This window comes from Xanthomonas sp. LF02-5, from assembly GCF_034105325.1.
GTDB classification, from domain to species: domain Bacteria; phylum Pseudomonadota; class Gammaproteobacteria; order Xanthomonadales; family Xanthomonadaceae; genus Xanthomonas_A; species Xanthomonas_A sontii.
The window spans coordinates 226,713-252,772 of record NZ_JAXGGF010000004.1 but is presented as its reverse complement, the minus strand read 5'-3'; the positions used below and the strand labels follow the sequence as shown (position 1 = coordinate 252,772).

Genomic DNA, 26,060 nt, shown 5'->3' with positions numbered 1-26,060 from the left:
CGCGCCTTCGAGTGCATCGCCGATGCCCATGTCCACTCCGACCCCATTGAAGATCGTGGTCACCGGCAGTGCCGGCCGGGTCGGCCGCGCAATCCATATCCGGCTCGCGCGCGAGCACCACGTCAGCGGCTTCGACCGGACGCCCTGCTCCACCGCCGACTGGGTCGGCGACCTCGACGATGCCGCACTGCTGGCGCGCGCACTGCAGGGCGTGGACGCCGTGATCCACACGGCTGCGCTGCATGCCCCGCACGTCGCGCATGTGCCGGCGGCGCGCTTCCGCCAGGTCAATGTCGACGGCACGCGCCGCGTCCTGGACGCCGCGGCGGCGGCCGGCGTGCGCCGCATCGTGTTCACCAGCACCACCGCGCTGTATGGCGACGCAGCCACTCCCGACGGCAGCGCCGGCTGGGTCGACGAGACGCTGGCGCCGCAGCCGCAGACCATCTACCACCACACCAAGCTGGAGGCCGAGGCGCTGCTGCGCGAAGCCGCCGATCAGGGCGGGCCGAGCGTGCGTATCCTGCGCATGTCGCGCTGCTTCCCGGAACCGGTCAACGTGATGGCGGCATTCCGCCTGCATCGCGGCATCGACGCGCGCGACGTCGCCGAGGCCCATGCGGCGGCATTGCGGCATGCCGGGCCGGCAAGCGCGACGTTCGTGATTTCCGGCGCCACCCCGTTCCTGCGCGAAGATTGCGCCGAACTGCACACCGCAGCACCGGCGATCCTGCACCGCCGCGCGCCGACGCTGGTGGCGGCGTTCGCGCAACGCGGCTGGGCACTGCCGGAACGGATCGATCGCGTCTATTCGCCGCAACGGGCGCTGGACGCGCTGGGCTGGCAACCGCGCCATGGTTTCGCGGAAGTGCTGCACCAATACGACACGCATGTGCCCGAGGTGCTGCCGCCCAACGACGGACGCGCCGCCAGCGACTGAGCGCCTGGCTCTGATCGGCACACCGGGTTCGGATGGCGGAGCAAGGATGTGCGCCGTCGGCGCGAACCGGAAGCGCCCGGGGTTTTACCGGCCGGTTCGCGAATCCCGATAAGCACTTGATCGAAAAAGCGAAATGCCTGGGCAGCGTGAAACCTGGCAAGGCAGCCCCGCCCCCTGCACGTCGCCGCACGCCCGTTTCGCGAAATCGGCACTTTTTCCTTAGTCCCGGCCGGCAGTTATGCTGAGGGCTGTCGCGCCCTCACGGGCGCGTGGATTGAAACGATACAACGTGATTTCGAAGGACTTGGAAATCCTGTCGCGCCCTCACGGGCGCGTGGATTGAAACCGCCGCATCATGGCCGGCAGCAAGGGCGTCACCGGTCGCGCCCTCACGGGCGCGTGGATTGAAACGTCGCCTTGTCGGCGCGGTGCCCCCACCAGGATTGGTCGCGCCCTCACGGGCGCGTGGATTGAAACACGATGATGACGTGCTTGCTGATCTCCTTGGCGAGTCGCGCCCTCACGGGCGCGTGGATTGAAACGCGCGCACGCTCCCCGGCAAGGGGTTGTTCGTGAGTCGCGCCCTCACGGGCGCGTGGATTGAAACGCGCCCAGCGGATCGAGGACATCGTGGCCGAAATCGTCGCGCCCTCACGGGCGCGTGGATTGAAACATCTGAACCGTGGTGCAGTTCGCCGGCACATCGGGTCGCGCCCTCACGGGCGCGTGGATTGAAACTTATGACCATGCTCGTCAGGAAATCTTGGGTCTACGTCGCGCCCTCACGGGCGCGTGGATTGAAACCAGCGCTTGAGCTTGGTCTTGCTGCGCATAACCGGTCGCGCCCTCACGGGCGCGTGGATTGAAACAAGTGGAACGAATACGACTTCGCCGAAGGCATCAGTCGCGCCCTCACGGGCGCGTGGATTGAAACCTGCAGCTCGCACGGCCCATCTTCGCCGCCCTGGGTCGCGCCCTCACGGGCGCGTGGATTGAAACGGGAATCCGGCCGGCATCGCGCGGGCGGTCCGTGTCGCGCCCTCACGGGCGCGTGGATTGAAACGTTCAGAGCTCGTTGCCTGTGAACATTGCGATCGTGTCGCGCCCTCACGGGCGCGTGGATTGAAACTGCGCCGGCGTGCTGTTCGCCCTGCTCGTGATGGGTCGCGCCCTTACGGGCGCGTGGATTGAAACGACTGGCCGACGTGGTGCTACATGCCGATTGCCGTGCCGCGCCCTCACGGGCGCGTGGATTGAAACCCCGTGCGGGACAGCTATGACAAGTACCAGGTGTCGGTCGCGCCCTCGCGGACGCGTGGATTGAAACGACGATAGACGGCACCCGTTCTAAGAGCGTTCCCTCGTCACGTCATCACGGGCGTGTGGATTGAAACTCCTTGCCGGCAGGGACTCGCTCACGCATGCCTGTCCCGCCATCCAAGGCGCCTGGGTGGAACCGTGCAGGCCCTTGGTTGCGCGGAGGCGCGATTCACGCCATCACCGCACCATGGACCTCAGCGCAGCAGCACCGAAATGCCGAGGCCGCCCTGCCAGTCCGGGGTCTGCGACGACAGGCCGCGCAGCACCGACAGATCCAGTTGCACGCGGTTGGCGAACAGCCAGGTGACGCCGCTGCCAAGCGCGCGCATCTCGTCCTCGCCGCCGCCGATGCCGGCCTCGACGTAGGCGCTCAGCGTGTCGCCGGCATAGAAGGTGTAGCTCGGCGAGACGCTCCAGCCGGAGCCGTCCTCGCTGTCGCTGACATTGCCGTACAGCGCCAGGCTGCGCCCTTCGGGCAGATCCCAGCCGGCGCTCACGCCCAGATCGTAGCGGTGGCCGGCATCGCCGTACGGCGCGCGCCCGACCGGCAGGCTGGCGCTGCCGAGCAAGGCCCAGCTGACGCGGTCGCTGGCGCTGGGCAACGCCTGCTTCAAGCCGATGCTGGCGTCGCCGCCACTGTGCCCGCGCTGGTCCTGCCCGCCGCCACGCACGCGCTGCCACACCTGGCTGTCGATCGCCAGCTGCAACTCGGTGCGTGCGCTCAGGCCGAACCGCAGCCGGCTGTTGGCGACGTATTCGGTGCTGCGCACGTCGCCGTCGCGGTCGTAGCTGCCATCGAAGAACGCCTGCTCCCAGGCCAATTGTCCACGCTGCAGGGTGGTCGAGGCGAAGCCGATACCAGGCCGGTCGAACGCCGGCGCGTCCTCGGCGCAGGCCACGCCGGCAGTGCCGGTAGTGGCCGCCAGCAGCAGCGCCCCGCGCAGCAGCGCATCGCCGCGGCGGCGCAACTGCCACCGGCGGCCATGGCAGGTGACGACGAACGACGGCACCGCCCGCGATCGCTGCGGCGCGAGAAAAGGCAGAACAGGCATGCGCGAACTCCTTGCGATGCGGGAGCGGAGGGCTGCGCCTCAAGGCGCCGGCGGCGAGTGTGCCTGGATCGCCGCAATGTGCGATGTGAAGCCCGGCAGCAGCACCCGGTTGCCGTAGCCGCTGAGGTGATCGGCATCGAAGAACAGCGGGCGCCCGTCGCGGCTGCCGCTGCAGCGCTGCGCGTCGCACAGCAGCGGCAACGGATCCCACACCGAGGCATGCGGCAGCTGCGCGGCGATGCGCTGCAGGCTCTGCAGCACCGGCGCACGGTAGCGCTCCATGGTCGCGCGTGCGATCGGGATGCCGCGCGCGCAGATCGGATTGCCGCGGTTGAACCAGTCCGAACAGCGATACGGCGGCGCGCGCAGCACCGGCTTGGGCGCTTCGAAGACGATGCGCACGCCGCGCTGCGCCAAGGGCTGCAGCAGCGCGACCGCAGCCGCTTCGCCAGCGCTGCGCGCGGCCTGCGCCTCGGCACCCTCCTGCTCGGCCATCGCCGCGGTCTCGTCGAACAGGCGGTCCTGATCGGCCAGGCGCAGCACGCGCAGGGCGGGCAGAAACAGTACATCGCCGTCGCGCGCGTGCGCGGCGACGTCGGCCAGGGTGCTGCGCTCATAGGCCTGGCAGCCGGGATTGCTGGCCTGCCAGGCCTGCAGGCCGACGATCGGGCAACCGCCGACGCCATACAGCCGCACCGGCACCCCGCTCTGCAGCGCGAAGCGCCGCAGCAGTTCGTTGTAGGCCAGCGCATGCGAGTCGCCGGCCACGAACACCTGGCCGCCGTCATCGCGGTTGGGCAGCGTGCAGGCGCCGCGCTCGAACAGCTTGGCGCTGCCCACCTGCACCGGCACCTGGCGGGTTTGCAGCGCGCACTGCGGAAACTCCCGGCGCAGGCCCTTGGCATAGGCGTACCAGTCCAGCGGATGCCGGCTGACCGTGCTCAACCCGTAATAGCGCTGGGCGTTCTGCAGCAGCGCATGGGTGCCGCCGGCGAGCAGCACCAGGCCCAGCCCGGCGACGATGGTCCGCGCCGGCGTGCGCGCGCGGCCGATGCGGCCATGCCGCCACGGCAGCTCCACCCAGCGGTACGAGGCCAGCGCCAGCAAGGCGACCAGCAGCAGCGCCGCGGCTCTGGTCGGCGCCGATTCCAGACCGACGGTCCAGCGGAACAGCACGAACACCGGCCAGTGCCACAGATACAGCGAGTACGAGACGCGGCCGATCGCCACCGGTACGCGGTGCGCCAGCGCGCGCCGGATCCAGCCGGCCGGGGCGCCATGCAGCAGCGCCAGCAGGGCGAGTGTGCCCAACACCGGCCACAGTCCATCCGGCCACGGCGAGTGGCCGGGACGCGCGCACCACAGGCCGACCACCACCGCCGCCAGCGCCATCGCCAGCAACGGCGAACGCCAGCTCCAGGCGCCCGGCGGCGGCGCCTGCGTCCCGGCCTCGAAGCGTCCGCGCAGCGCCAGCACCTGGTACAGCAACACGCCGCTGCCCAGTTGCCAGAAGCGTGCGGTGGTCAGATAGAACGCGGCCGCCGCATCGCCGGCATCGCGGCTATGCCGCCAGGCGAACGCCAGCGAGGCGGCCGAGGCCAGCGCCACCAGCAGCGTCGACCACACCCGACCGCGGCCGCCACGGTTCCAGGCCAGGAACAGCAACGGGAACAGCAGATAGAACTGCTCCTCCACGCCCAGCGACCAGGTATGCGTGTACGGATTGAATTCGGCCTTGGGCGAGAAGTAATCGTTGCCGGTCGAGGCCAGCACCCAGTTGCTGAGGCCGACGAAGGCCATGCGCCCGGTCCTGGCGCTGGTCTCGCTGAGCCAGGACTCGGGAATGAACAGGCCGCTGGCCAGGGCCGTGACCAGCAGGCACACCACCAGGGCCGGCGCGATGCGGCGCAGGCGCCGCGCATAGAACTGCGCGAACACGCCCAGCTGTCCGGCCGCCGGCGGGCGCTGCAACGACGCGCTGACCAAGAAGCCGGAGATCACGAAGAACATGTCCACGCCGGTGAACCCGCCCGGCAGCCATGCCGGATCGAGGTGGTAGGCGATCACCGCCAGCACCGCGATCGCGCGCAGCCCGTCCACGTACGGCAGATAGCCGCCACCGGTCTGCGCGTGCGGCGGCGTGTGGCCGCGCCCGGCGGCCAGCGTGCCCGTCCCTGGCAGCGCCACGTTTACCAGACCAGATCGTCGGGGATTTGGTACTTGGGATCGGCGTAGGGGTCTTCTTCCGCCGTCGCGTTCGGATCGACCCGCAGCGCCACCGCCGCCGGGAAGATCGCTTCGGCCTGGTCCAACAGCGCCGCGGTCACCAGCAGGTAGCGACCGTTCTGCTGCAGCACGCCCAACTCGCCGGCGTTGAGCGCCTTGAGCTGGTCGGCGGTGACGTAGATGCGCTTGATCTTGCCGCCATAGGGGAAATGGCGGGCGATGTCGGCCTCGGCGTGGTTCAGCGCCTGGCCCTTGAGCAGTTCGTCGAGCTTGGCCCGCGCTTCACGGCGCAGGCGCGCTTCTTCCTGCTTCTGCCGCTCGGCCTCGATGCGCTCGTCCTTCTCGCGCTGGGCACGGATCGCGTAGGCCTTGGCCAGGTCGATGTCCTCGCGGCTGCGCGGCGGCCGCGCGGATTGGCCGCCCGCACCCTGCGGTTTGCCCTGGCCGTGGCCAGGGCCGTTCCCGTGCGGACGGCCGCGCCCGCCGCCGGGCTTGCCGGCGTTGGGCGCGCCGCCGGGAGCGCGCTCACCGCGCGCCCCGGCCGGTGCCGGGCGCTGGCCCGGCCGTCCCTGCGGCCGCGGCGCGGCAGGCGGGGCTTTGCGTTCGGGTTTCGGCGCGGGCTTGAAGCCCAGGCCCAGCAATTGCTCGCGGAGGGTATCGCTCATCGGGACGGCATCGGTCGGTTCGGGGGATCAGTAATGCGGCGGCGGCGGTTCGTCGGCGGGATCGGCGTAGAGTGTGCTGCGCACCTTGCCCAGATCTTCGAGCAGGTGACGCAGCAACTCGGCGTTGCGCTGGCTTTCGATACGCGCTTCGGCCAGGGCATCGCTCATTTCCGACAGCGCCTGCTCCTGGAAGGAGAGGCGCGTTTCCAGCTCGATCAGGCGGTTCTCCAGCAACCGATCCTGGGTGGAAAAATCATGCTGCATGGATCGAACGTCCGCGGCCGATGCCGTAATACGCCAGGCCGAAGCTCTCGATTTCCTGCGGATCGTAGAGATTGCGGCCGTCGAACACCACCGCATCGCCGATCAGCTCCTTCATGCGGGTGAAGTCGGGGCTGCGGAACTGCTTCCACTCGGTGACCACCGCCAGCGCATCGGCGCCTTCCAGCGCGTCGAAGGCATCGTCGCAGAAATGCAGATCGGCGCGCTCGCCGAAGATGCGCTTGGCCTCGTCGGTCGCCTCCGGATCGTAGGCACGGACCGTCGCGCCCGCCTCCCACAGTTGCGCCAGCAGGCGGCGGCTGGAGGCGGCACGCATGTCGTCGGTGTTGGGCTTGAAGGCCAGGCCCCACACCGCGAAGGTCTTGCCCTTCAGCGACTGCGCCGCGCCGTAGTGGCGCTGGATCAGTTCGTACAGGTGGCCCTTCTGCGCCTCGTTGACCGCTTCCACCGCATCCAGCAGCCGGGGCGCATGCCCGACCTGCTGCGCGGTGCGCGCCAGCGCCTGCACGTCCTTGGGGAAGCACGAGCCGCCGTAGCCGGCACCCGGGTAGATGAAGTGCCAGCCGATACGCGGATCCGAGCCGATACCCTGGCGCACCTTCTCCACGTCGGCACCGACGCGCTCGGCGATGTTGGCGATCTCGTTCATGAAACTGATCTTGGTCGCCAGCATCGCGTTGGCCGCGTACTTGGTCAGTTCGGCCGAGCGCACGTCCATCTCCACGATGCGGTCGTGGTTGCGGTTGAACGGCGCGTACAGACGACGCAGGCGCGCGGCCGAGCCGGGCTTGCTGCTACCGATGACGATGCGGTCCGGGCGCATGCAATCGGCGACGGCATCGCCTTCCTTCAGGAACTCCGGGTTGGAGACCACGTCGAACTCGATCGCCTCGCCGCGCGCTTCAAGCTCGGCGGCGATCGCCGCGCGCACCTTGTCGGCGGTGCCGACCGGCACCGTCGACTTGTTGACCACGATGGTCGGCCCCTGGATGTGCTGGCCGATGGTGCGGGCCACCGCCAGCACGTACTGCAGATCTGCGCTACCGTCCTCGTCCGGCGGCGTGCCGACGGCGATGAACACGATATCCCCATGCGCGATGGCGCTGGCCGCATCGGTGGTGAAGAACAGCCTCCGTGCGGCGTGATTGGCCTTGACCATCGGCGAGAGGCCAGGCTCGTAAATCGGGACCACGCCCTTGTTGAGCCCATCCACCTTGGCCTGGTCGATGTCTACGCACACCACATGGTGGCCGACTTCGGCCAGACAGGTTCCGGTGACGAGCCCGACATAGCCGGTGCCGAATATCGCTACGCGCATGTAATCTCCTTTCGGTTATTGAAGGATGTTCAAAAGTTCCACGTCGAAGGTCAACATCGCATCCGGGCCGATCGGGCTGCCCGGCATTCCCTGCGGGCCGTAGCCCAGATTGGACGGAATCCAGAAGCGGTACTTGGACCCCACCGGCATCAGCGCCACGCCCTCGCTCCAGCCCGGCACGACCTGGTTCAGCGCGAACTCGGCCGGCTGGCCGTTCTTGTAGGAGCTGTCGAAGACGGTGCCGTCGAGCAGCTTGCCCTCGTAGTTCACCCGCACCTTGCTGCTGGACGTGGGCCGCGCGCCGCTACCTTCGCGCAGCACCATGTACTGCAGGCCGGACGGGGTGGTGATCACGCCCTTCTGGTTCTTGTTCTGCGCCAGGAAGGCATTGCCTTCCTGCTTGTTCTTGGTCGCCACCGCGGCCTGCTTGGACGCACCGAAGGCCTGCAGCGTGGCCATCGCCTGCTCCTGGGTCATCGCGGTCTGGCCCTTGGCGAATACCGTGCGCACCGCGCCCATCAGCGTCGGCAGATCGATGTCGTTCTGGATCCGCGCCAGCGACGGACCGACCGCACGGTCGCCCAGCATCAGGCCTACGTTCTCCTTGGACACCGGCGGCGGCTGCGTGCCCGGCGCCATGCCCGGCACCGGCTGGCCGTTGCGCGCGGCCAGCTGCGTGCGCAGCGCGGTGTCGGTGGCCTGGGTCTGCTCATCGGACAGCAGCGGCTTGCCCTGCTTGAAGGCGTTCTCGATCGCGCGCTGCATCGCGTCCACGTCGATGTCCTGGGCGATGGGCTCGAACGAACGCGCCACATCCATGCCGATCGCGTAGCTGACCTTCTGCTTCTCGGTGCTCAGCGTCGTCGCCGTGCCGCCGGCCGCCGGCGCCTGCGCGGACGCGTGACCGGCGACCATCGCCATCCCCACCACCAGCGACGCCACGGCGCCGCGCATTCCCATCTTCATTCGCTACTTTCCCTGGAAGTGAACTGTGAACTGGACGCGCCGAACTGGCGCAGACAGAGGCCGGCATTGTCGCATGCGCGGCCGAGATGTTGACCCGCTTTCAGTGCGACGCCGGCTGCGCTTTCAGTTCGCGTTCGATGGCACTGCGCAAGGCCGGATCGTCCGGCGTGACCTTGCTCGGGAATTGCGCGACCACGCGCCCATCGCGCGCGATCAGATACTTGTGGAAATTCCAGCCCGGCGCCACGCCGGTGGCCTGGGTCAGTTGCTTGTACAGCGGCGTCGCCTCGTCGCCGATCACGTGCACCTTCTCGAACATCGGGAACTTGACCCCATAGGTGAGCGTGCAGAATTCCTGGATCTGCTTCTCCGATCCCGGCTCCTGGCCCTTGAAGTCGTTGGACGGGAAGCCGAGCACGCTGAAGCCCTGCGCCGCGTACTGCTGCTGCAGCTTCTCCAGGCCGTCGTACTGCGGGGTGTAGCCGCACTTGCTGGCGGTGTTGACCACCAGCAGCACCTTGCCGCCGTAGGTCTTGTTCAGGTTCACCTTCTCCTTGCCGGCCAGCGGACGGTAGTCCCGGTCCAGCAGAGAGCCGGCCCAGGCACTGCCGACGGTGCCGGCAGCGGCCAGGATCGCGAGGAAAAACAGACGCTTGGAAAGTTTCATGGGGCACCGTCGAGTAGAAGAAGGGAGTGACGCACGACCAGGTCGGAATTTGGGTCTGCAGCGTGTTGACATGCCGTGTAACGGTGTTATAGTTAAATACAACACCACTCACCCAGAGCAGGTCCCACGATGAATCTCAAACGCCTCCAGCGCAGTCTTCCGGCCCTGGTCATCGTCGGCACCCTGCTCTGCGCGAGCTGGATCGGCGCCCAACGCCACCAGGGACGGCCGCTGGATTATGGCGCCAGCACGCCGCACGACGACAGCGCCGCCGGCGCCGCACCTTCTACCGTCCCGGCGGTGCGGCGTCTGCGGGCTTCGCTGTCCGTGCCTTATTTCTCCTTCGCGCGCACCCTGCGCCCACGGAGCTGACCATGAGCGATATCCAATGGAGCGACGGCGCTCCGATCTACCGCCAGCTGAAGGAGCGCGTCATCGCGATGATGCTCGACGGCATCCTCAAGCCCGGCGACGCCCTGCCCTCGGTGCGCCAGGTGGCCGCCGAATACCAGCTCAACCCGATCACCGTCTCGCGCGCCTACCAGGAACTGGCCGACGAGGCCCTGGTCGAGAAGCGTCGCGGGCTGGGCATGTTCATGACCGAGGAAGCGGCGCAGAAGCTGCGCGGCAGCGAGCGCGAGCGCTTCCTCAACGAAGAGTGGCCTCTGGTGCTGGAACGCATCCAGCGCCTGGGCCTGACACTGCAAGACTTGTTGCCACCGGGGAAAACGCCATGACTGCCGCTGTCGCCGCATCCGAATCCGTCGTCTACGCGCAGGGGTTGCGCAAGACCTACAACAACAAGCCGGCGCTGGCCGATGCGTCCTTCGCCATCGCGCCGGGCCGCATCGTCGGCCTGATCGGCCCCAACGGCGCCGGCAAGACCACCGCGCTGAAGGCGGTGCTGGGCCTGACCGCCGTGGAAGGCGAACTGCGCGTGCTGGGCATGGACCCGCGCAAGCAGCGCGACGCGCTGATGAACGAGGTGTGCTTCATCGCCGACGTGGCGGTGCTGCCGCGCTGGATGCGGGTCAGCGAGGCGATCGACTTCGTCGCCGGCGTGCATCCGCGCTTCGATCGCGCCAAGTGCGAGCGCTTTCTGGCCAACACCAAGCTCTCGCCCAAGCTGCGGGTGCGCGAGATGTCCAAGGGCATGATCGTGCAGCTGCACCTGGCCCTGGTCATGGCGATCGACGCGCGCCTGCTGGTGCTGGACGAGCCGACCCTGGGCCTGGACATCCTGTATCGCAAGGAGTTCTACCAGCGCCTGCTGGAAGACTACTTCGACGAGCAGAAGACCATCGTCATCACCACCCACCAGGTGGAGGAGATCGAGCACATCCTCACCGACGTGCTGTTCATCCGCGACGGTCGCATCGTGCTCAGCGCCGACATGGAGCATATGGCCACCCGCTACACCGAACTGCTGGTGCCGGCCGAGCGCATCGAGGCGGCGCGCGCGCTGCAGCCGATCGACGAACGCGGCCTGCCGTTCGGCAAGTCGGTATTCCTGTATGACGGCGTGCCGCAGGCGCAGCTGGCCGCGCTCGGCGAAACCCGCACCCCCGGCCTGGCCGACCTGTTCGTCGCCATCATGAAGGGCACCTACGCATGAACGCTCCCGCCAAATCGATCTCTCCCGTGTCCACCTTCACGTGGCTGCTCAAGCGCGAGTTCTGGGAACACCGCGGCGGTTTCCTGTGGGCCCCGGTCATCACCGGCGGCATCGTCGCCACCCTGTACACGGTGCTGTCGATCATCGGCAGCATCGCCGGCCGCAACCACGGCGGCGGCGTGCGTCTGAACGATGTGCAATGGGAAGGCCAGGCCAACAACGCCCACCAGATCATCGGCGCGGTCGGCGACGGCACCATGCTCGCCGGGGTGATCCTGGCCTGCATCGTGGTCGGCTTCGTGGTGTTCTTCTACGCGCTGGGCGCGCTGTACGACGACCGCCGCGACCGCAGCGTGCTGTTCTGGAAGTCGCTGCCGCTGTCGGACACCGGCACCGTGCTATCCAAGGCCGCCTGGGCGCTGTTGCTGGCGCCGCTGCTGGCGATCGGCATCGGCCTGCTGATCGGCCTGGCACTGTGGGTGGTCACCGCCCTGACCCTGTCGGTCAACGGTATCCCGCAGAGCACCGCGGTCTTCACCGAATCGCACCCGCTGCGCATCATCGGCATGGTCCTGGCCGCACTGCCGGTGCAGGTGATGTGGTCGCTGCCGGCGATCGGCTGGCTGATGCTGTGCTCGGCCTGGGCGCGCAGCAAGCCGTTCCTGTGGGCGGTGCTGATCCCGATCCTGGGCTGCGTGATGGCCAGCATGATGGGCATCCTGCCGATGCTCGATGTCAACCACAACCTGATCTGGTACACCGTGGTCTACCGCGGCCTGCTCAGCGTGCTGCCCGGCAGCTGGGGTCCGGTGCTGAACGAGCAGGTGGCCGAGACCCACATCAGCGGTCCGCAGGATCTGGTCAATGCGATCCATCTCGGCGACAGCTGGGTGCTGTTCCGCGACCCCGACATCTGGATCGGCGCCGCGGTCGGCGTGGCCTTCATCGTCGCCGCGATCTACGTGCGCCGCTGGCGCGACGAAGCCTGATCGCACCTCCGTCTCTCTTCCCTTTTCCGCAAGGAGTTTTCCGATGCGCAAGACCCTCGCCCTGTGTGCCCTGCTGTCGCTGCCGGCCGTCGCCATGGCCGACGACTGCAAGTATTCCGAACCGCGCGAACTGAAGCTGGATCTGACCGGCGTCAAGTCGGTGCTGCTGGACGTGCAGCAGAACGACCTCAAGCTCAGCGGCGCCAGCGGCGACTCCACCCTGCGCGGCCGCGCCTGCGCCTCCGACGCGGACATGCTCAAGGAGCTGACCCTGCGCCAGCGCCACGACGGCGACACCCTGGTGGTGACGCTGAAGCACGAGGGCAAGATCCACGGCATCAGCGTCGGCAACCGCTACGCCTACCTCAACGTGGCCGGCAGCATCCCGGCCAACCTGCCGGTGCAGCTGCAACTGGGCTCCGGCGACGCCGAGATCAGCGGCGTGGCCTCGCTCGACGCCAAGGTCGGCTCCGGCGACCTGCACGCGCAGAACATTCGCGGCGCGGTCAGCGCCACGGTCGGCTCCGGCGACATCGAACTGCGCAATGTCGGCAGCGTGGCCCTGCCGACGCTGGGCTCGGGCGACGTAAAGGCCGACCAGGTCGGCGGCGACGTCAAGGTCGGCACCGTCGGCTCCGGCGACCTGACCGTGCACGGCGTGCGCGGCAGCGTGCAGGTCGACAGCGTCGGCTCCGGCGACGTGCAACTGCGCGACGTCACCGGCAATGTCGCAGTGCAGACGGTCGGCTCCGGCGACCTGGATGTCGGCACCGTCGGCGGCAACCTGAGCGTGCAGAAGGTCGGCAGCGGCGACGTCACCCACCGCGGCGTGCGTGGCAGCGTCAACCTGCCCAAGCCGCGCTGATCCTGCCGCCCGATTCTCCTTCCACATCCACACGAGGACGCGCCCATGCAGTACCGTTCCCTGTCCCTGGCCGGCGTCGCCCTGGCCGTGCTGTTCTCGCTCAGCGCCTGCCAGCGCTCGGCCTCGTCGAACGACCGCGTCGTCGTCGACCACGGTGGCGCGCAAAGCCTGACCTTCCTCAACGGCGACCTCACCCTGAAGGCCGATGGCCAGCCGCCGGCCACCATCACCCGCGACGGCAAGCTGCTGATCGACGGCAAGCCGGTCGCCCTGGACGCCGAGCAGCAGCGCCTGCTGCTGGCCTACCGCAGCCAGATCGAAGCGGTGGGCAAGCAAGGCGTGGAGGTCGGCAAGGCCGGTGCGGCGCTGGGCGTGAAAGCGGCCGGCGATGCCATCAGCGGCGTGCTCAGCGGCGACACCGACCATATCGGCGAGCGGGTCGAGGCGCAGGCCGACAAGATCAAGCAGGCCGCGCTGAAGATCTGCGACCAGGTCGCCGCGCTGCGCGCCGCGCAGGATGCACTGATGCAGAAGGTGCCGGCGTTCCGTCCCTACTCCACCCTCGACGACAGCGACGTCAGCGACTGCAAGCACTCGGCCGCGTAATCGGCGGCAGCCACGCTGCCGCGACCATCGTCCACGAGCGCTCGCTGAGTCCGCGACCCACCCGGCAGTCGTGCAAACGCCTGCCGGGCGGGTCGCGGTCTCAGCGGGCGTAGTGTTTCGCGCCGGCCACGCAGACCATCGCGACCAGGGTCACCGCCAGCATCGTCCAGCTCACGGTTTCGTGCAGCAGCAGCGCGGCCAGGCCCAAGCCGATGAAGGGCTGGAACAACTGCAGTTGCCCGACCGCCGCGATCCCGCCTTGCGCCAGGCCGCGGTACCAGAACACGAAGCCGATCAACATGCTGAACAGCGAGACATAGCCCAGGCCAAGCCATGCCGGCATGCGCACGGTGCCGAACGACGCAGGCTGCGTCAGCAAGGCCAGGGACACCATCAGCGGCAGCGACAGCACCAGCGCCCAACAGATGACCTGCCATCCGCCCAGCGTGCGCGACAGGCGCGCGCCTTCCGCATAGCCCAGCCCACACAGCACCACCGCGGCCAGCATCAGCAGATCGCCCTGCCACGAGGCGTCGATCCCGCCGATCGCCGCATAGCCGACCACGCTGCAGGCACCGGCCAGCGAGAACACCCAGAACGGTGGACGCGGGCGTTCGCCGGCGCGCAACACGGCGAAGACGGCGGTGCACAACGGCAGCAGGCCCACGAACACGATGGAATGCGCCGAGGTGACGTGCTGCAGCGCCAGTGCGGTCAGCAGGGGAAATCCGGCCACGACCCCCAGCGCCGTCATCGCCAAGGCAGGGAGCTCGGCGCGGCGCGGACGCGGTTGCCGAAACCCGAGCAGGAGCGCCAGCCCCAGCGCGGCGGCAATGCTGGCGCGGGCGCAGGTCAGGAACACGGGGGAGAAATCGGCGACCGCGACGCGCGTTGCGGGCAACGACCCCGCAAAAATCATCACGCCGATACATCCATTGATCCAGCCACCGGTGGTTTTTTCCATGCGCGTCTCCTTCTGCATCGCCGTTGCAGTAGACGCCTCGTGGGACCGACACGGCCAGATACGATCCAATACGGTTTCGCAGTACTGTTATGGCTCAAGACCCAGTACAGCTGACGACAGTGGACAGACCCGCAGCACCCGGCACGCGCATCGACGCGGTGATGGCCGACATCCGCGCACGCATCGCCAACCGCACCAGCCTGCCGGGAGCGCGCCTGCCCTCCGTGCGCGCGCAGGCGCGCGCGCTGCGGGTGTCGGTGTCGACGGTGGTGGAAGCCTACGAGCGGCTGGCGGCCGAGGGCGCGATCGCGGCGCGCCCAGGGTCGGGCTTCTATGTGGCCGGGTCGGTGGCCCCACTGGCGCTGGCGCAACTCGGCCCGAAGCTCGACCGGCAGATCGATCCGCTGTGGGTATCGCGGCAGTCGCTGGAAGCGGATGCGCGCGTGCTCAAGCCCGGCTGCGGCTGGCTGCCACCCGAATGGCTGTACGGCGCGGGCATGCGCCGCGCACTGCGCACGTTGGCGCGCGCCGACACGCAGGAACTGACCGAGTACGCCACGCCCCTGGGCCACCCCGGCTTGCGCCAGTTCCTGTCGCGACGGCTGGCGGGCAATGGCGTGCAGGCGCCGCCCGAACATATCCTGCTCGCCGAATCGGGCACGCATGCGATCGACCTGATCGGCCGTTTCCTGCTCTCGCCCGGCGACACGGTGCTGGTCGACGACCCGTGCTACTTCAATTTCCATGCCTTGCTCAAGGCGCATCGCGTGCAGGTCGTGGGCGTGCCCTATACGCCGAACGGACCGGACGTGGCACACTTCGAAGCGGCGCTGCGGGCGCATGCGCCGCGGCTGTACATCACCAATTCGGGGATCCACAACCCCACCGGCGCGACCCTGTCCGCGGCGACGGCGCACCGGCTGCTGCTCCTGGCCGAGGGCTCGGACCTGGTGATCGTCGAGGACGACATCTTCGCCGACTTCGAGACCAGCCCCGCCCCGCGGCTGGCGGCCTTCGACGGCCTGGCGCGGGTCATCCAGATCGGCAGCTTTTCCAAGACGGTGTCGGCGTCGCTGCGTTGCGGCTACATCGCCGCACGTGGCGACTGGATCGAAAGCCTCGCCGACCTGAAGATCGCCACCAGCTTCGGCGGCGGCCGGCTGGCGGCCGAGGCCGTGCGGATCGCCCTGACCGACAGCGGCTACCGCCGGCATCTGGAGACCTTGCGGCGGCGCCTGGCGGAGCAGATGGCCAGGACGGTAGAGCGGCTCCAGGGCCTCGGCGTCCGACCCTGGCTGATTCCACGGGCCGGCCTGTTCCTTTGGTGCAGGCTGCCCGCGGGCATGGAGGCCGCAGCGATCGCGCACGCCTGCCTGCAGGAAGGCGTGGTGCTGGCGCCGGGCAATGCCTTCAGCCAGTCGTTGAGCGCAGGCGATTTCCTGCGTTTCAACGTCGCGCAATCCACCGACGAACGGATGTTCAGCGTGCTCGCGCGCGCCATGCAGTCCGCTTCGACCTCACGCCGCTGATGCGCGGCCAGCGCGCCTCGCCACGACCGCAGCCGCCGCACGTTCTAGAATGCCCGCACTCCCCCACTGCATCGCCTCCATGAAGAAGACGCTGTTCGCCTGGTTCTCGCTGCTGTCGTTATGCCTGCTGCTCGCCGCCTGCGGCGGACGCGGCGGCGAGACCACCTCCTCGCGCGCCGAGCGCAGCAAGCCGCGGGTGGCGGTGGACAGCATGAACGTGATGCTGCGCCGCGCCCCGGCCGCCAATGCCACCATTGGGCCCGACGGCAGCCTGCGCATCGACGATATCGAACTGCCGCTGCCCGCCGCGCAGCGCACCGAACTGCAGCAGTTGTTCATGCACCTGCAGATGCAGCGCCAGCGCACCCTGGAGACCGCGGCGCCGGACCCGAACATGCGCTCGGTGGGCTTCGCGCCGACCCCGGAGATCACCGAAGCGCAGGCGGCCGTGCTGCGCGACATTCCCTCGTTGCAGCCGTATCGCGACAGTTTCGGCAACTTGCAGGCCGAACGCCGCTGAGACGTGCCGGCGCGCGTGCGCCGGCATGAGAGCCCTCAGTAAGAGTTGGTCCCTTCTTTTAGGAGTGGCTTCAGCCGCGATAGGCTTTACCGGGAAGGCCCGTCGCGGCTGAAGCTGCTCCTACGCAGCTTGCGATGAGGTGTCTGGGCGCGATGTGGGAGGGACTTCAGTCCCGACGGCTGTCAGGCTCAACCGCCGGCGTGCGCTCCGTCACCGCTCAACCACCGCCGCCCGCGCCGGCATGGATGCCGCCCTCGGTCAGTGCGGCAGGGTCCAGCAGCCGGCGCAGTTCGTCCTCGCCGAGGCCGCTGTCCTCCTTGGCCACCTCCAGCACCGGCCGGTTCTCCTTGTAGGCGCGCTTGGCGATCGCCGCGGCCTTCTCGTAGCCGATGATCGGATTCAGCGCGGTCACCAGGATCGGATTGCGGTCGAGCGCCTCGCGCACCCGCTCCTCGCGCACCTTGAGGCCGGCGATCGCCGAATCGGCCAGCAGCACCGACACGTTGCCCAGCAACTGGATCGAGTCCAGCAGGTTCGCCGCGATCAGCGGCAGGGTCACGTTCAACTGGAAGTTGCCGGTCTGCCCGGCCACGGTGATCGCGGTGTGGTGGCCGATGACCTGCGCGCAGGCCATCACCGTGGCTTCGGGAATCACCGGATTGACCTTGCCCGGCATGATCGAGCTGCCCGGCTGCAGCGCCGGCAACTCGATCTCGCCGAGGCCGGCCAGCGGCCCGGCGTTCATCCAGCGCAGGTCGTTGGCGATCTTGATCAGCGCCACCGCCAGCGCGTTGAGCTGGCCGGACAGTTCCACCGCATCGTCCTGCGCGGCCAGGCCCTCGAACTTGTTCTCGGCGCTCTCGAAGGTATGGTCGGTCAGCGCCGACAGCGCCTTGGCAACCTTGCCGCCGAAGCGCGGGTCGGCGTTGATGCCGGTGCCGATCGCGGTGCCGCCCAGCGGCAGCCGGCGCAGGCGCTTGAGGCTGTCGTCGATGCGCGCCTGCGCCGACACCAGCTGCGCCGACCAGGCACCGAACTCCTGGCCGAAGGTCAGCGGCATCGCGTCCATCAGGTGGGTGCGCCCGGTCTTGACCACACCCTGCAACTGCTTGGCGCGCTTGTCGATCGTCTTGCGCAGGTGCTTGAGCGACGGCAGCAGATGCTCGCGCGCAGCGAGCAACGCAGCGACGCGGATCGCGGTGGGGACCACGTCGTTGGAACTCTGGCCGAGGTTGACGTGGTCGTTGGGATGCACCGCCGGCCGTGTCTTGCTGCCGTTCTTGCCCTCGCCCTTGGCGGCGCGGTTGGCCAGCGTGGCAATGACCTCGTTGGCGTTCATGTTCGACGAGGTGCCGGACCCGGTCTGGTAGATGTCGATCGGGAAGTGCGCGTCGTGGCGGCCGTCGGCCACCTCCAGCGCCGCGGCCTGGATCGCCTTCGCGACCGCCTTCGGCAGCAGGTCCAGGTCGGCGTTGACGCCGGCCGCGGCGGCCTTGATCAGCCCCAGCGCGCGGATGAAGCCGCGCGGCATCGGCTGCCCGGACACCGGAAAGTTCTGTACCGCACGCTGGGTCTGTGCCCCCCACAAGGCATCGGCGGGCACCTGCAGTTCGCCCATGCTGTCGTGTTCGACCCTGAATGTGTCACTCATCGCGCAATCTCCGCATCTGCAAAAGGGAATCCATCGGCGCCCTCGTCGGACGTCCGGGGAGGCAGGCTGGCGGGATTGCGGCTGGCGCACGCATTATCCGCGGCGCAGCGCCCGGCGTCAGCAGTGTGCGCCGGCGGATGTTAGGAATGTCTGGAGGCGTGCCAGGCGCGCGCGGTGATCGGCGGATGCAGGCAGCCAACGCGGTGACCGTCGACGGTACGCAATGACCGGCCGTAGCGCCGACAAGACGCGGCAGCACGCGTGCTGCCGTGGCGACAGCCGCGGCAGACCGGCGGCATTGCGCCGCCGGCCAGGACGCTTACTGCTGGCGATTGCTCTGGAACACCAGGTCGTTGTAGCTCTTGAGCAAGCGTGCCGGCGAACCCTCCGGCGCGACGATCGGATTGTCCATCGAGCGCTGCTCGAATGCGCTGTACGGAATCTTCTCCGCCACCCGCTTGATGCGCGCCTTGGATTCCTTGCGGAAGTTCTCCGCCGCGGTCTCGAAATCGCTCCAGTCGGACTTGCCCGGCTCCTGGTTGGCGACCTTGGCGTGCGCCTCGTCGGACAGGCTGTTGAAGCCGGCCACCAATGCCGTGGCCTTGGCGGTGTCGAAGTCGTCGTCCTGCATCAGGCCGACGATGTCCTTGGCCTCGAGCATCATCGACAACCGATAGAAGTCGCGGGTGCGGCCCTCGGCCTTTTCCATCGCCTTCAGCTGTTCGCGCTGTGCGGCGTCGTTCTGCGCCTCCAGTTCGTGGCTGAAGGCCTCGCTGGCCTCGTGGAATTCGGACAGCGCGGCCATCAGCGGCGCATGCAGTTGCTTGCCCTTGGCGAACTGGTCGTCCTGGTAGTCCTCGCGGTCGTAGTAGTCGCGCGCCTGGTTGGCCAGCGGCTGCAGCGTCTTCAAGGCGGCCAGATAGCGCTTCGCCGCGGCATCCAGCGCCGGCAGCGACGGCTTGGCCGCGATCGCCTGGGTCATCGGCGCATCGCACAGCTTCATCGCGTACTCGTCGATCGGGGCGGGCCCGTACACGCTGGTTTCCTTGCCGGTGGGGCCGGCCTTGGGGTCGGCCATCCAGCGCACGTACTGCTGCGCGCCTTCGTGGATGCGCCCATCGACCTTGTTGAAGCATTCGATGTAGGCGTTGAGTTTGCCGGTCAGCGCCTGGTCCGCGTCGCTGGCGCCGGCATCGGCGGATGCATGGTTGGCATCGGCACTGGCATCGGAACCGGCCGGTGTCGCCGCAGGCTTGCCACCGCAGGCGGTGAGAAAAACGGACACAGCGGCGGCCAGCGCCGCCAGACGCAAGGAAGATTTCATGGGGAAATATCGAGGTTGAAAACGGTTACAGAAAGTCTAGCAAACGAAAAGATCGTCGCGGCGTGATGGTTGGAGGGCTGGGATGATCAGCCATTCGGCTGCTGAAAGGCCGGGGAGTCGGGATTGGGGATTCGCAACAGCGGTTGCGCGTCCTTCCACGGTATTCGTTGGCGACGCTTTGCCTGTGACGGACTGCGCGAGATGGCGCGCGTCTGCGGCGGCGACGCAGTGCATCGGCTAGACTGCGGCGACGTATCACCGATGGAACTCTCACGCCGCCATGGGCGACGATTCAGACTGTAGATGCCGGCGCACGCTGCGCCGGACCACGCACCCCGCCGTCCCCCCCCCTCCCGCCCGGCGCCATGACGCGCCAGCCGCGCGCGCCGGGGAACGCACATGATCGGCAACCTCCTGCTGCTGGCGCTGGCGATGCTGCTGGTGCTGCTCAACGGCTTCTTCGTCGCCGCCGAGTTCGCCTTGGTCAAGTTGCGCCACACGCAGGCCGTGGGCCTGGCCGAGCACCACGGCTGGCGCGGCCGCCTGCTGCTCAACGTGCACGGCCACCTCGACGCCTACCTGTCGGCCTGCCAACTCGGCATCACCCTGTCCTCGCTGGGCCTGGGCTGGGTCGGCGAGCCGGCCTTCGCGCATCTGCTGCAGCCGCTGTTCGACCTGCTGGGGCTGAGCGAAGAGGCGGCGCGCCTGAGCGCCTTCATCATCGCCTTCAGCGTCATCTCGTTCCTGCACATCGTGCTGGGCGAACTGGCCCCCAAGTCGATGGCGATCCGCCGCCCGGAGCGCATGTCGCTGTGGACCGCCGCACCGCTGTACCTGTTCTACTGGGCGATGTATCCGGCGATCTGGCTGCTCAACACCAGCGCCAACGGGCTGCTGAAGGCCGCGGGCTGGGGCGATGTCGAGCACACCTCGCACCGCTATTCGCGCGAGGAACTGAAGCTGATCGTCGGCCGCCAGCAGCCCGCCGGCGGCGCGCCGGATCACGAACTGACCCTGATGAGCCATGCCTTGGAGCTGCCGGAACTGGTGGCCGGCGATCTGATGCGCGCGCGCGACCATCTGCGCGTGTTCCGCGAAGGCATGGCGCTGGACGCGGTGATGGCCGAGTTCGCCGACAGCCGCTACAGCCGCTATCCGTGGTTCGACCGCGACGGCGAGCAGGTGCTGGGCATCCTGCACATGAAGGACCTGCTGGTGGAGATCGCCCGCGGGCGCAGCAGCGACGACCTGCGTCCGCTGCTGCGCCCGGCGAACCTGATCGCACTGGAAACGCCGGTGCCGCTGGTGCTGGAGCGCTTCCGCACCGGCACCACGCACATGGCGCTGTGCGTGGACGAGCACGGCCGCATCCTCGGCTACTTCACCCTGGAAGACCTGCTGGAAGTGGTGGTCGGCGACATCGAGGACGAGCACCCGCACGTGGTCAAGGACGCGCCGACCCGCGGCGCCGACGGCAGCGTGCTGGTGGCCGGCTCGACCTCGATCTTCCGCCTCGAACGCCTGCTCGGCCGCGACCTGCGCGCGCCGGAGCACCTCAACTCGGTCGGCGGGCTGATCGTGCACCAGTTGCAGCGCCTGCCCGAGGAAGGCGAGCAGTTGGAGATCGACGGCCACCTGTTCACGGTCAAGCGCATGGCCGGTCACCGCATCCAGGCGGTGACGGTACGCCTGGCGCCGGCCGAGGCCGCGCCGACGTAGAATGGCGCCCCCGCCGACACCACCCCACGCCCCGCCATGTCCGATTCCGCCCTGCTCGCCCTGTCCCCGCTCGATGGCCGCTATGCCGGCAAGGTCGACGCCCTGCGGCCGATCTTCTCCGAATACGGCCTGATCAGGGCGCGGGTGAAGGTGGAGATCGAATGGCTGCTGGCGCTGGGCGCCGAGCCGGGCATCGGCGAGCTGGCCGCGTTCTCGCCGGCGGCGGCGCAGCGCCTGCGCGCGCTGGCCGAGGGCTTCGGCGTGGAGCACGCGGCGCGGGTCAAGCAGATCGAGCGCACCACCAACCACGACGTCAAGGCGGTGGAGTACTTCATCAAGGAGCAACTCAAGGACGACGCCGAACTCGGCCCGGCCCTGGAGTTCGTGCATTTCGCCTGCACCAGCGAGGACATCAACAACCTCAGCTACGGGCTGATGCTGGAGCAGGCCCGGCGCGAGGTGCTGCTGCCGACCCTGGACGCGGTGATCGCGACGCTGCGCGCCCTGGCCCATGCGCAGGCCGCGCAGCCGATGCTGTCGCGCACCCACGGCCAGACCGCCTCGCCGACCACCCTGGGCAAGGAGATCGCCAACGTGGTCGCCCGCCTCGAGCGCCAGCGCCGGCAGATCGCCGCGGTCGAGCTGACCGGCAAGATCAACGGCGCGGTCGGCAACTACAACGCCCACGTCGCCAGCTACCCCGACGTCGACTGGCCGGGCTTCGCGCAGCGTTTCGTGGAAAGCCTGGGCCTGGTGTTCAACCCCTACACCACCCAGATCGAGCCGCACGACAACGTCGCCGAACTGGGCGACGCCACCCGCCGCGCCAACACCGTGCTGATCGACCTGGCGCGCGACATCTGGGGCTACATCTCGCTGGGCTACTTCAAGCAGAAGCTCAAGGAAGGCGAAGTCGGCTCCTCGACCATGCCGCACAAGGTCAACCCGATCGACTTCGAGAACGCCGAAGGCAACTTCGGCATCGCCAACGCCCTGTTCGAGCACTTCTCGGCCAAGCTGCCGATCAGCCGCTGGCAGCGCGACCTCACCGACTCCACCGTGCTGCGCGCGCTCGGCACCGCCTTCGGCCACACCCAGGTGGCGCTGGACTCGCTGGCCAAGGGCCTGGGCAAGCTGACCGTGAACCCCGAACGCCTGGACGCCGACCTGGACGCGGCCTGGGAAGTGCTGGCCGAAGCCGTGCAGACGGTGATGCGCCGCCACGGCCTGCCCAACCCCTACGAGCAGCTCAAGGCGCTGACCCGCGGCCAGGGCATCACCGCCGACTCGATGCGCACCTTCGTCGAGACCCTGGACCTGCCCGAGGACGCCAAGCAGCGCCTGCGCGACCTGACCCCGGGCGGTTACGTCGGCCTCGCCGAGCGGCTGGCGCGCGGCGTCTAGGGCGCGTCACCCATTCCCGAGTATGCCGCGTTGGGCCTGGCAGGCGCGCTGCCGGCGTTGCGTGGCGCAGCGCCTGACTGGCCTGCCAGGTCAAGCCGCGCGGCGCCGGCAGCGCGCCTGCCAGGCCCAACCCGAAGGGCCACGGCGCGGCATGCTCGGGGATCGATGGCACGCCCTAGTCCCGTCCATGCTGGGTTAATCGGCCGGGGGCATGCTGATGGCTCACAGCAGAGCCCCGCGATGAGACCCACCCCGTTGTTTGTGTTGCCGCTGCTGGTCCTGGCCGGCTGCGCGCAGGCGCCACGCCCGCCCGCCGGCGATGGCGCACACACTGCCGCCCCGCGCACCGTGGTCATGCAGGCCGCGCCGCCGATCGCGGCGGCGCCGTCGGCCGGCGACATCGCCGATGGCGACGAGCGCGACGCCGAGACGCCGATCCGCATGGCCGCCTCGGCCAGCGGCGACATCGATTGCGACGGTCGCGACCTGAACATCGTCGGCCGCGACGCCACCCTGGTGCTGCACGGGCATTGCGCCACCGTCAGTCTTTTCGGCCGCAACGGCAACCTGCAGATCGAGCGGGCCGACACCCTGCGCGTGCTCGGCGACAACGCCCAGATCGCGATGCGCGGCGATGCCGGGCAGGTCGCCTTGTTCGGCCGCCATGGCCGGCTGCAGATGGCGCGCATCGCGACACTGGACGTGTCCGGCGACCAGAACCAGTTGCAGGCCAGCGAGATCGACACCATCGCCCTGCAGGGCAACGGCAATGCCATCGTCCAGCGCAGCGGCAGCGCCCAGGTCGACGACAGCGGCCGCGACAACCGCATCCTCGTCCAATAGCGCGAGCGGCGCTGCGCCCCCACTGCCCTGACCTACCCGGGGCGTCGCCGTCATCGCCCAGTCCGGATGCGCCTGGCGCCGCCCCTGGCCTGCGCGCACGGGGTCACCCACGATGCGCGGTCGCGACACACCGCCAGGGCCTCCGCACGGCCGCCCATCCGCGCACGGCGGCGCACACGAAGACCAGCGCGATGGCCCCACGCGCCAAACCGGCGGACAATGGCGGGGTCGGCCGGCGCCGCTGCGCGCCTGCCCTTTACCTTCCGCGTCGCAAGGACCCACCGCACATGGCTGCCCGCAAGACCGCCGCTCCCGCCTTCGAACTCCACGCCCGCCCCGGGCAACCGCTGGGCATGCCCGCGGCGACCTTCCTGCGCGACTACTGGCACAAGCGCCCGCTGCTGATCCGCAACGCCTTCCCCGGCTTCGTTTCGCCGATCGAGCCGGGCGACCTGGCCGGCCTGGCCTGCGAGGAAGCGGCGCTGTCGCGGCTGATCGAGCACGACCGCGCCAACGACCGCTGGCGCGTGCGCAGCGGCCCGTTCCAGGAGCACGAATTCCCGGGCATGCGCGACCACGACTGGACCCTGCTGGTGCAGGACGTGGACAAGTGGGACCCGGACATCCGCGCCCTGCTCGAGCAGTTCCGCTTCCTGCCGCGCTGGCGGGTGGACGACGTGATGGTCAGCTTCGCCGCGCGCGGCGGCTCGGTCGGCGCGCACGTGGACCACTACGACGTGTTCCTGCTGCAGGCCCACGGCCATCGCCGCTGGCAGATCGACGCCAGCGTCGCACTGGGCCGCCCGGCGCCGCCGACCGACTTCCGCGACGACGTGGAGCTGAAACTGCTGCGCCAGTTCGACCCGACCCACGACTGGGTGCTGGGGCCGGGCGACATGCTTTACCTGCCGCCGCTGGTGCCGCACCACGGCGTCGCCGAGGACGCCTGCCTGACCTTCTCGGTGGGCATGCGCGCACCGTCCTCGGCCGAGCTGATCGCCGACTATCTGGACACCCTGATCGAAGGCGCCGACGAGGCATTGCGCTACCACGACGAAGACCTGCAGGCGCCGGCCGATCCGTACGAGATCGACGCGGCGGCGATGGGCCGCGTGGTCGAGGCGCTGAACGCCCTGCGCATGAACGACCCGGACAAGCTGGGCGCCTGGTTCGGCCGCTTCATCACCACCTACCGTGCCGCCGGCGACATCCTGCCGCCGGCCGGCCTGCCGCCGGCGGAAGAGATCGCCGCCGCGCTGGAACAGGGCCTGGTCCTGCAGCGGCACCCGTGGGCGCGGCCGGCGTGGCGGCGTGCCAGCCGCGGCGCCATGCTGTTCTGCAGCGGCCAGGAGTTCGCGCTGCCGGTCAAGGACGCCAAGCGCCTGGCCGCGGCCGAGCACATCGACGGCACCGACTACGCCGCGCTGTCGGCGGCCGGCAGGCAGACCCTGCTGGAGCTGATCGAAGGCGGCTTCTACCAGCCGCTGGAGGCCGAGGACGCCACCGACGAGGACGCCGACGCGGCCTGATCCGACCATGCCCGGCCCCGGTTTCCGCATCGCTGCGCTCGACCCCGTCCGCGACGGCGCCGAACTGCGCGCGCTGCGTGCCGCGGCCGGCACCGCCGTGGACCTGACCGACGCCGCCGCCGCGCTGGACGCGCTGGGCGACCATCTGGTCGCGCGCAGCGACGACGGCCAGGCAGTGGGCGCGGCCCGGCTCGGCGCGGACCGGCGGATCGCCGCGCTGGCGGTGCTGCCGGACTGGCGCGGGCGCGGCGTCGGCGGCGCGCTGCTGCGCGGCCTGATCGAGACAGCGCAGCGCCGGCACTGGCCGCAGTTGGAACTGCAGGTGCCGGCCGCGGCACTGGCGTTCTGCGCCCGCCACGGCTTCCTGCCGCCGCCGGGCGGCGTGGCCGCCTCCGCGGAGGCCGTGCCGCTGCGCCGCCGCTTCGACGGCGCGGTGGCGGTGGAGGACGCGGCGATGGCGATCGCCGCCAGCATCGCGGTGCTGGCGCAGGCCCGCCGCCAGGTGCTGATCCACAGCCGCGCCCTGGATCCGGGCCTGCTCGACGATCCCCGCGTGGTGGAGCAACTGCGGCGCTTCGCGGTCGCCGCGCATGCCAAGCAGGTGCGCGTGCTGCTGCACGACGCGGCCGCGCCGCAGCGCGTCGGCGCCCCCTTGCTGGCCCTGGCACAGCGCTTGCCCAGCGTGTTCCAGTTCCGCGAAGTCAGCGATCCGGTGGACCGCAGCGACGCCACCGCCTATCTGGTCGACGACAGCGGCGGCTACTACTTCCGTGGACTCGGTCACCGTTACGACGGCGAGACCGACCTGCTCGGTGGTGGCCGCGCACGCCAGTTGCGCGCCACCTTCGACCGGGTCTGGGAGCGCGCCCGGCCCTGCAGCGAACTGCGCGCACTGGGCTGGTGAGGAAGCCGCGGCCGCGCCGCCGCAACTGCCACGGATGAACCGGGATCGGCCTTGACCACGCCGAATGCACACCCCGGCTGGTTCATGGGGGTATAATTTTTGCGCTTGATTACGCCCGCGCGGCCCTCGCGTCCGCCGGTTCCTGCCGCAAGCCACCCCAAA

The 26,060-nt window shown here is 69.2% G+C and carries 24 protein-coding genes and 1 CRISPR repeat array; of the genes, 14 read left to right on the top strand and 10 right to left on the bottom strand.

Going from position 1 to position 26,060, the window contains the following annotated elements:
- Window positions 1-28 precede the first annotated feature (28 nt).
- Window positions 29-940, top strand: coding sequence for an NAD(P)-dependent oxidoreductase (locus tag SLW52_RS12555; RefSeq protein WP_295839427.1), 912 nt, complete (start codon window positions 29-31; stop codon window positions 938-940).
- 250 nt (window positions 941-1,190) lie between these two features.
- A CRISPR array of direct repeats spans window positions 1,191-2,334; the repeat unit is 31 nt; unit sequence GTCGCGCCCTCACGGGCGCGTGGATTGAAAC.
- Between the two features lie 120 nt (window positions 2,335-2,454).
- On the opposite strand, the gene SLW52_RS12550 is transcribed toward SLW52_RS12555, so the two are convergent.
- The 7 genes from SLW52_RS12550 to SLW52_RS12520 all read right to left on the bottom strand — a co-directional run bounded on the left by SLW52_RS12550 (window position 2,455) and on the right by SLW52_RS12520 (window position 9,436).
- Window positions 2,455-3,312, bottom strand: coding sequence for a transporter (locus SLW52_RS12550; RefSeq protein WP_320740442.1), 858 nt, complete (start codon window positions 3,310-3,312; stop codon window positions 2,455-2,457).
- A gap of 39 nt (window positions 3,313-3,351) precedes the next feature.
- A complete protein-coding gene (locus SLW52_RS12545) occupies window positions 3,352-5,499 on the bottom strand; it encodes an acyltransferase family protein (RefSeq protein ID WP_320740443.1) in 2,148 nt (715 codons plus the stop codon).
- Between the two features lie 2 nt (window positions 5,500-5,501).
- On the bottom strand, window positions 5,502-6,203 hold the full coding sequence (locus tag SLW52_RS12540; RefSeq protein WP_320740445.1) for a DUF2058 family protein: 702 nt from the start codon (window positions 6,201-6,203) through the stop codon (window positions 5,502-5,504).
- A 27-nt stretch (window positions 6,204-6,230) separates the two neighbouring features.
- A complete protein-coding gene (locus tag SLW52_RS12535; protein ID WP_017908102.1) occupies window positions 6,231-6,467 on the bottom strand; it encodes a SlyX family protein in 237 nt (78 codons plus the stop codon).
- Complete coding sequence (locus tag SLW52_RS12530; RefSeq protein WP_017908103.1) at window positions 6,457-7,803, bottom strand: UDP-glucose/GDP-mannose dehydrogenase family protein; 1,347 nt, start codon at window positions 7,801-7,803, stop codon at window positions 6,457-6,459. The genes SLW52_RS12535 and SLW52_RS12530 overlap by 11 nt, the downstream gene beginning before the upstream one ends.
- Window positions 7,804-7,818: 15 nt before the next feature.
- Window positions 7,819-8,769 (bottom strand): FKBP-type peptidyl-prolyl cis-trans isomerase, encoded by a 951-nt coding sequence (locus SLW52_RS12525; RefSeq protein WP_148827766.1) that lies wholly within the window; start codon window positions 8,767-8,769, stop codon window positions 7,819-7,821.
- Between the two features lie 100 nt (window positions 8,770-8,869).
- A complete protein-coding gene (locus tag SLW52_RS12520; RefSeq protein WP_267126770.1) occupies window positions 8,870-9,436 on the bottom strand; it encodes a glutathione peroxidase in 567 nt (188 codons plus the stop codon).
- 129 nt (window positions 9,437-9,565) lie between these two features.
- Here SLW52_RS12520 and SLW52_RS12515 point away from each other — a divergent pair, with 129 nt between their 5' ends.
- The 6 genes from SLW52_RS12515 to SLW52_RS12490 are packed head-to-tail and all read left to right on the top strand — an operon-like array spanning window position 9,566 to window position 13,511.
- The gene (locus SLW52_RS12515) at window positions 9,566-9,808 is read left to right on the top strand and encodes a hypothetical protein (protein ID WP_010344229.1); all 243 of its coding nucleotides are present in this window, start codon (window positions 9,566-9,568) and stop codon (window positions 9,806-9,808) included.
- 2 nt (window positions 9,809-9,810) lie between these two features.
- Entirely contained in the window at window positions 9,811-10,173 is a 363-nt protein-coding gene (locus SLW52_RS12510) for a GntR family transcriptional regulator (protein WP_017908106.1), read from the top strand.
- Complete coding sequence (locus SLW52_RS12505) at window positions 10,170-11,051, top strand: ABC transporter ATP-binding protein (protein WP_017911485.1); 882 nt, start codon at window positions 10,170-10,172, stop codon at window positions 11,049-11,051. Before SLW52_RS12510 ends, SLW52_RS12505 begins: the two co-directional genes overlap by 4 nt.
- Entirely contained in the window at window positions 11,048-12,040 is a 993-nt protein-coding gene (locus tag SLW52_RS12500; protein ID WP_193312654.1) for an ABC transporter permease, read from the top strand. The genes SLW52_RS12505 and SLW52_RS12500 overlap by 4 nt, the downstream gene beginning before the upstream one ends.
- Window positions 12,041-12,083: 43 nt before the next feature.
- Window positions 12,084-12,905: a DUF2807 domain-containing protein gene (locus SLW52_RS12495; protein WP_017908109.1), complete on the top strand. Its 822-nt coding sequence runs from the start codon at window positions 12,084-12,086 to the stop codon at window positions 12,903-12,905.
- Between the two features lie 45 nt (window positions 12,906-12,950).
- Window positions 12,951-13,511, top strand: a complete 561-nt coding sequence (locus SLW52_RS12490; protein ID WP_152238381.1) for a DUF2884 family protein — start codon at window positions 12,951-12,953, stop codon at window positions 13,509-13,511.
- Between the two features lie 100 nt (window positions 13,512-13,611).
- Here SLW52_RS12490 and SLW52_RS12485 read toward each other — a convergent pair whose 3' ends face one another.
- The gene (locus SLW52_RS12485; protein ID WP_026143342.1) at window positions 13,612-14,475 is read right to left on the bottom strand and encodes a DMT family transporter; all 864 of its coding nucleotides are present in this window, start codon (window positions 14,473-14,475) and stop codon (window positions 13,612-13,614) included.
- A gap of 161 nt (window positions 14,476-14,636) precedes the next feature.
- On the opposite strand from SLW52_RS12485, the gene SLW52_RS12480 reads away from it, so the two are divergent.
- Together SLW52_RS12480 and SLW52_RS12475 are read left to right on the top strand one after the other, a co-directional pair.
- The gene (locus tag SLW52_RS12480; protein WP_320740523.1) at window positions 14,637-16,004 is read left to right on the top strand and encodes a PLP-dependent aminotransferase family protein; all 1,368 of its coding nucleotides are present in this window, start codon (window positions 14,637-14,639) and stop codon (window positions 16,002-16,004) included.
- Between the two features lie 79 nt (window positions 16,005-16,083).
- Window positions 16,084-16,524 carry a hypothetical protein gene (locus tag SLW52_RS12475; protein WP_017915026.1) on the top strand — a complete coding sequence of 147 codons (441 nt, stop codon included), beginning with the start codon at window positions 16,084-16,086 and terminating at the stop codon, window positions 16,522-16,524.
- A 217-nt stretch (window positions 16,525-16,741) separates the two neighbouring features.
- Here the strand turns inward: SLW52_RS12475 and SLW52_RS12470 are convergent, their stop codons facing one another.
- Window positions 16,742-18,175, bottom strand: a complete 1,434-nt coding sequence (locus SLW52_RS12470; protein ID WP_267085782.1) for a class II fumarate hydratase — start codon at window positions 18,173-18,175, stop codon at window positions 16,742-16,744.
- Window positions 18,176-18,494: 319 nt separating this feature from the next.
- Complete coding sequence (locus tag SLW52_RS12465; protein WP_295913887.1) at window positions 18,495-19,499, bottom strand: YiiG family protein; 1,005 nt, start codon at window positions 19,497-19,499, stop codon at window positions 18,495-18,497.
- Between the two features lie 399 nt (window positions 19,500-19,898).
- Between SLW52_RS12465 and SLW52_RS12460 the strand changes: the two genes are divergently transcribed.
- From SLW52_RS12460 to SLW52_RS12440, 5 genes are all read left to right on the top strand, one after another.
- Complete coding sequence (locus tag SLW52_RS12460) at window positions 19,899-21,218, top strand: hemolysin family protein (protein WP_320740451.1); 1,320 nt, start codon at window positions 19,899-19,901, stop codon at window positions 21,216-21,218.
- A gap of 36 nt (window positions 21,219-21,254) precedes the next feature.
- The gene (gene purB, locus SLW52_RS12455) at window positions 21,255-22,622 is read left to right on the top strand and encodes an adenylosuccinate lyase (RefSeq protein WP_320740453.1); all 1,368 of its coding nucleotides are present in this window, start codon (window positions 21,255-21,257) and stop codon (window positions 22,620-22,622) included.
- 240 nt (window positions 22,623-22,862) lie between these two features.
- Window positions 22,863-23,465, top strand: a complete 603-nt coding sequence (locus SLW52_RS12450) for a DUF3060 domain-containing protein (protein ID WP_295957333.1) — start codon at window positions 22,863-22,865, stop codon at window positions 23,463-23,465.
- A 287-nt stretch (window positions 23,466-23,752) separates the two neighbouring features.
- Window positions 23,753-24,994 carry a cupin domain-containing protein gene (locus SLW52_RS12445; protein WP_320740456.1) on the top strand — a complete coding sequence of 414 codons (1,242 nt, stop codon included), beginning with the start codon at window positions 23,753-23,755 and terminating at the stop codon, window positions 24,992-24,994.
- A 7-nt stretch (window positions 24,995-25,001) separates the two neighbouring features.
- On the top strand, window positions 25,002-25,898 hold the full coding sequence (locus SLW52_RS12440; RefSeq protein ID WP_320740457.1) for a GNAT family N-acetyltransferase: 897 nt from the start codon (window positions 25,002-25,004) through the stop codon (window positions 25,896-25,898).
- Window positions 25,899-26,060: the final 162 nt, after the last annotated feature.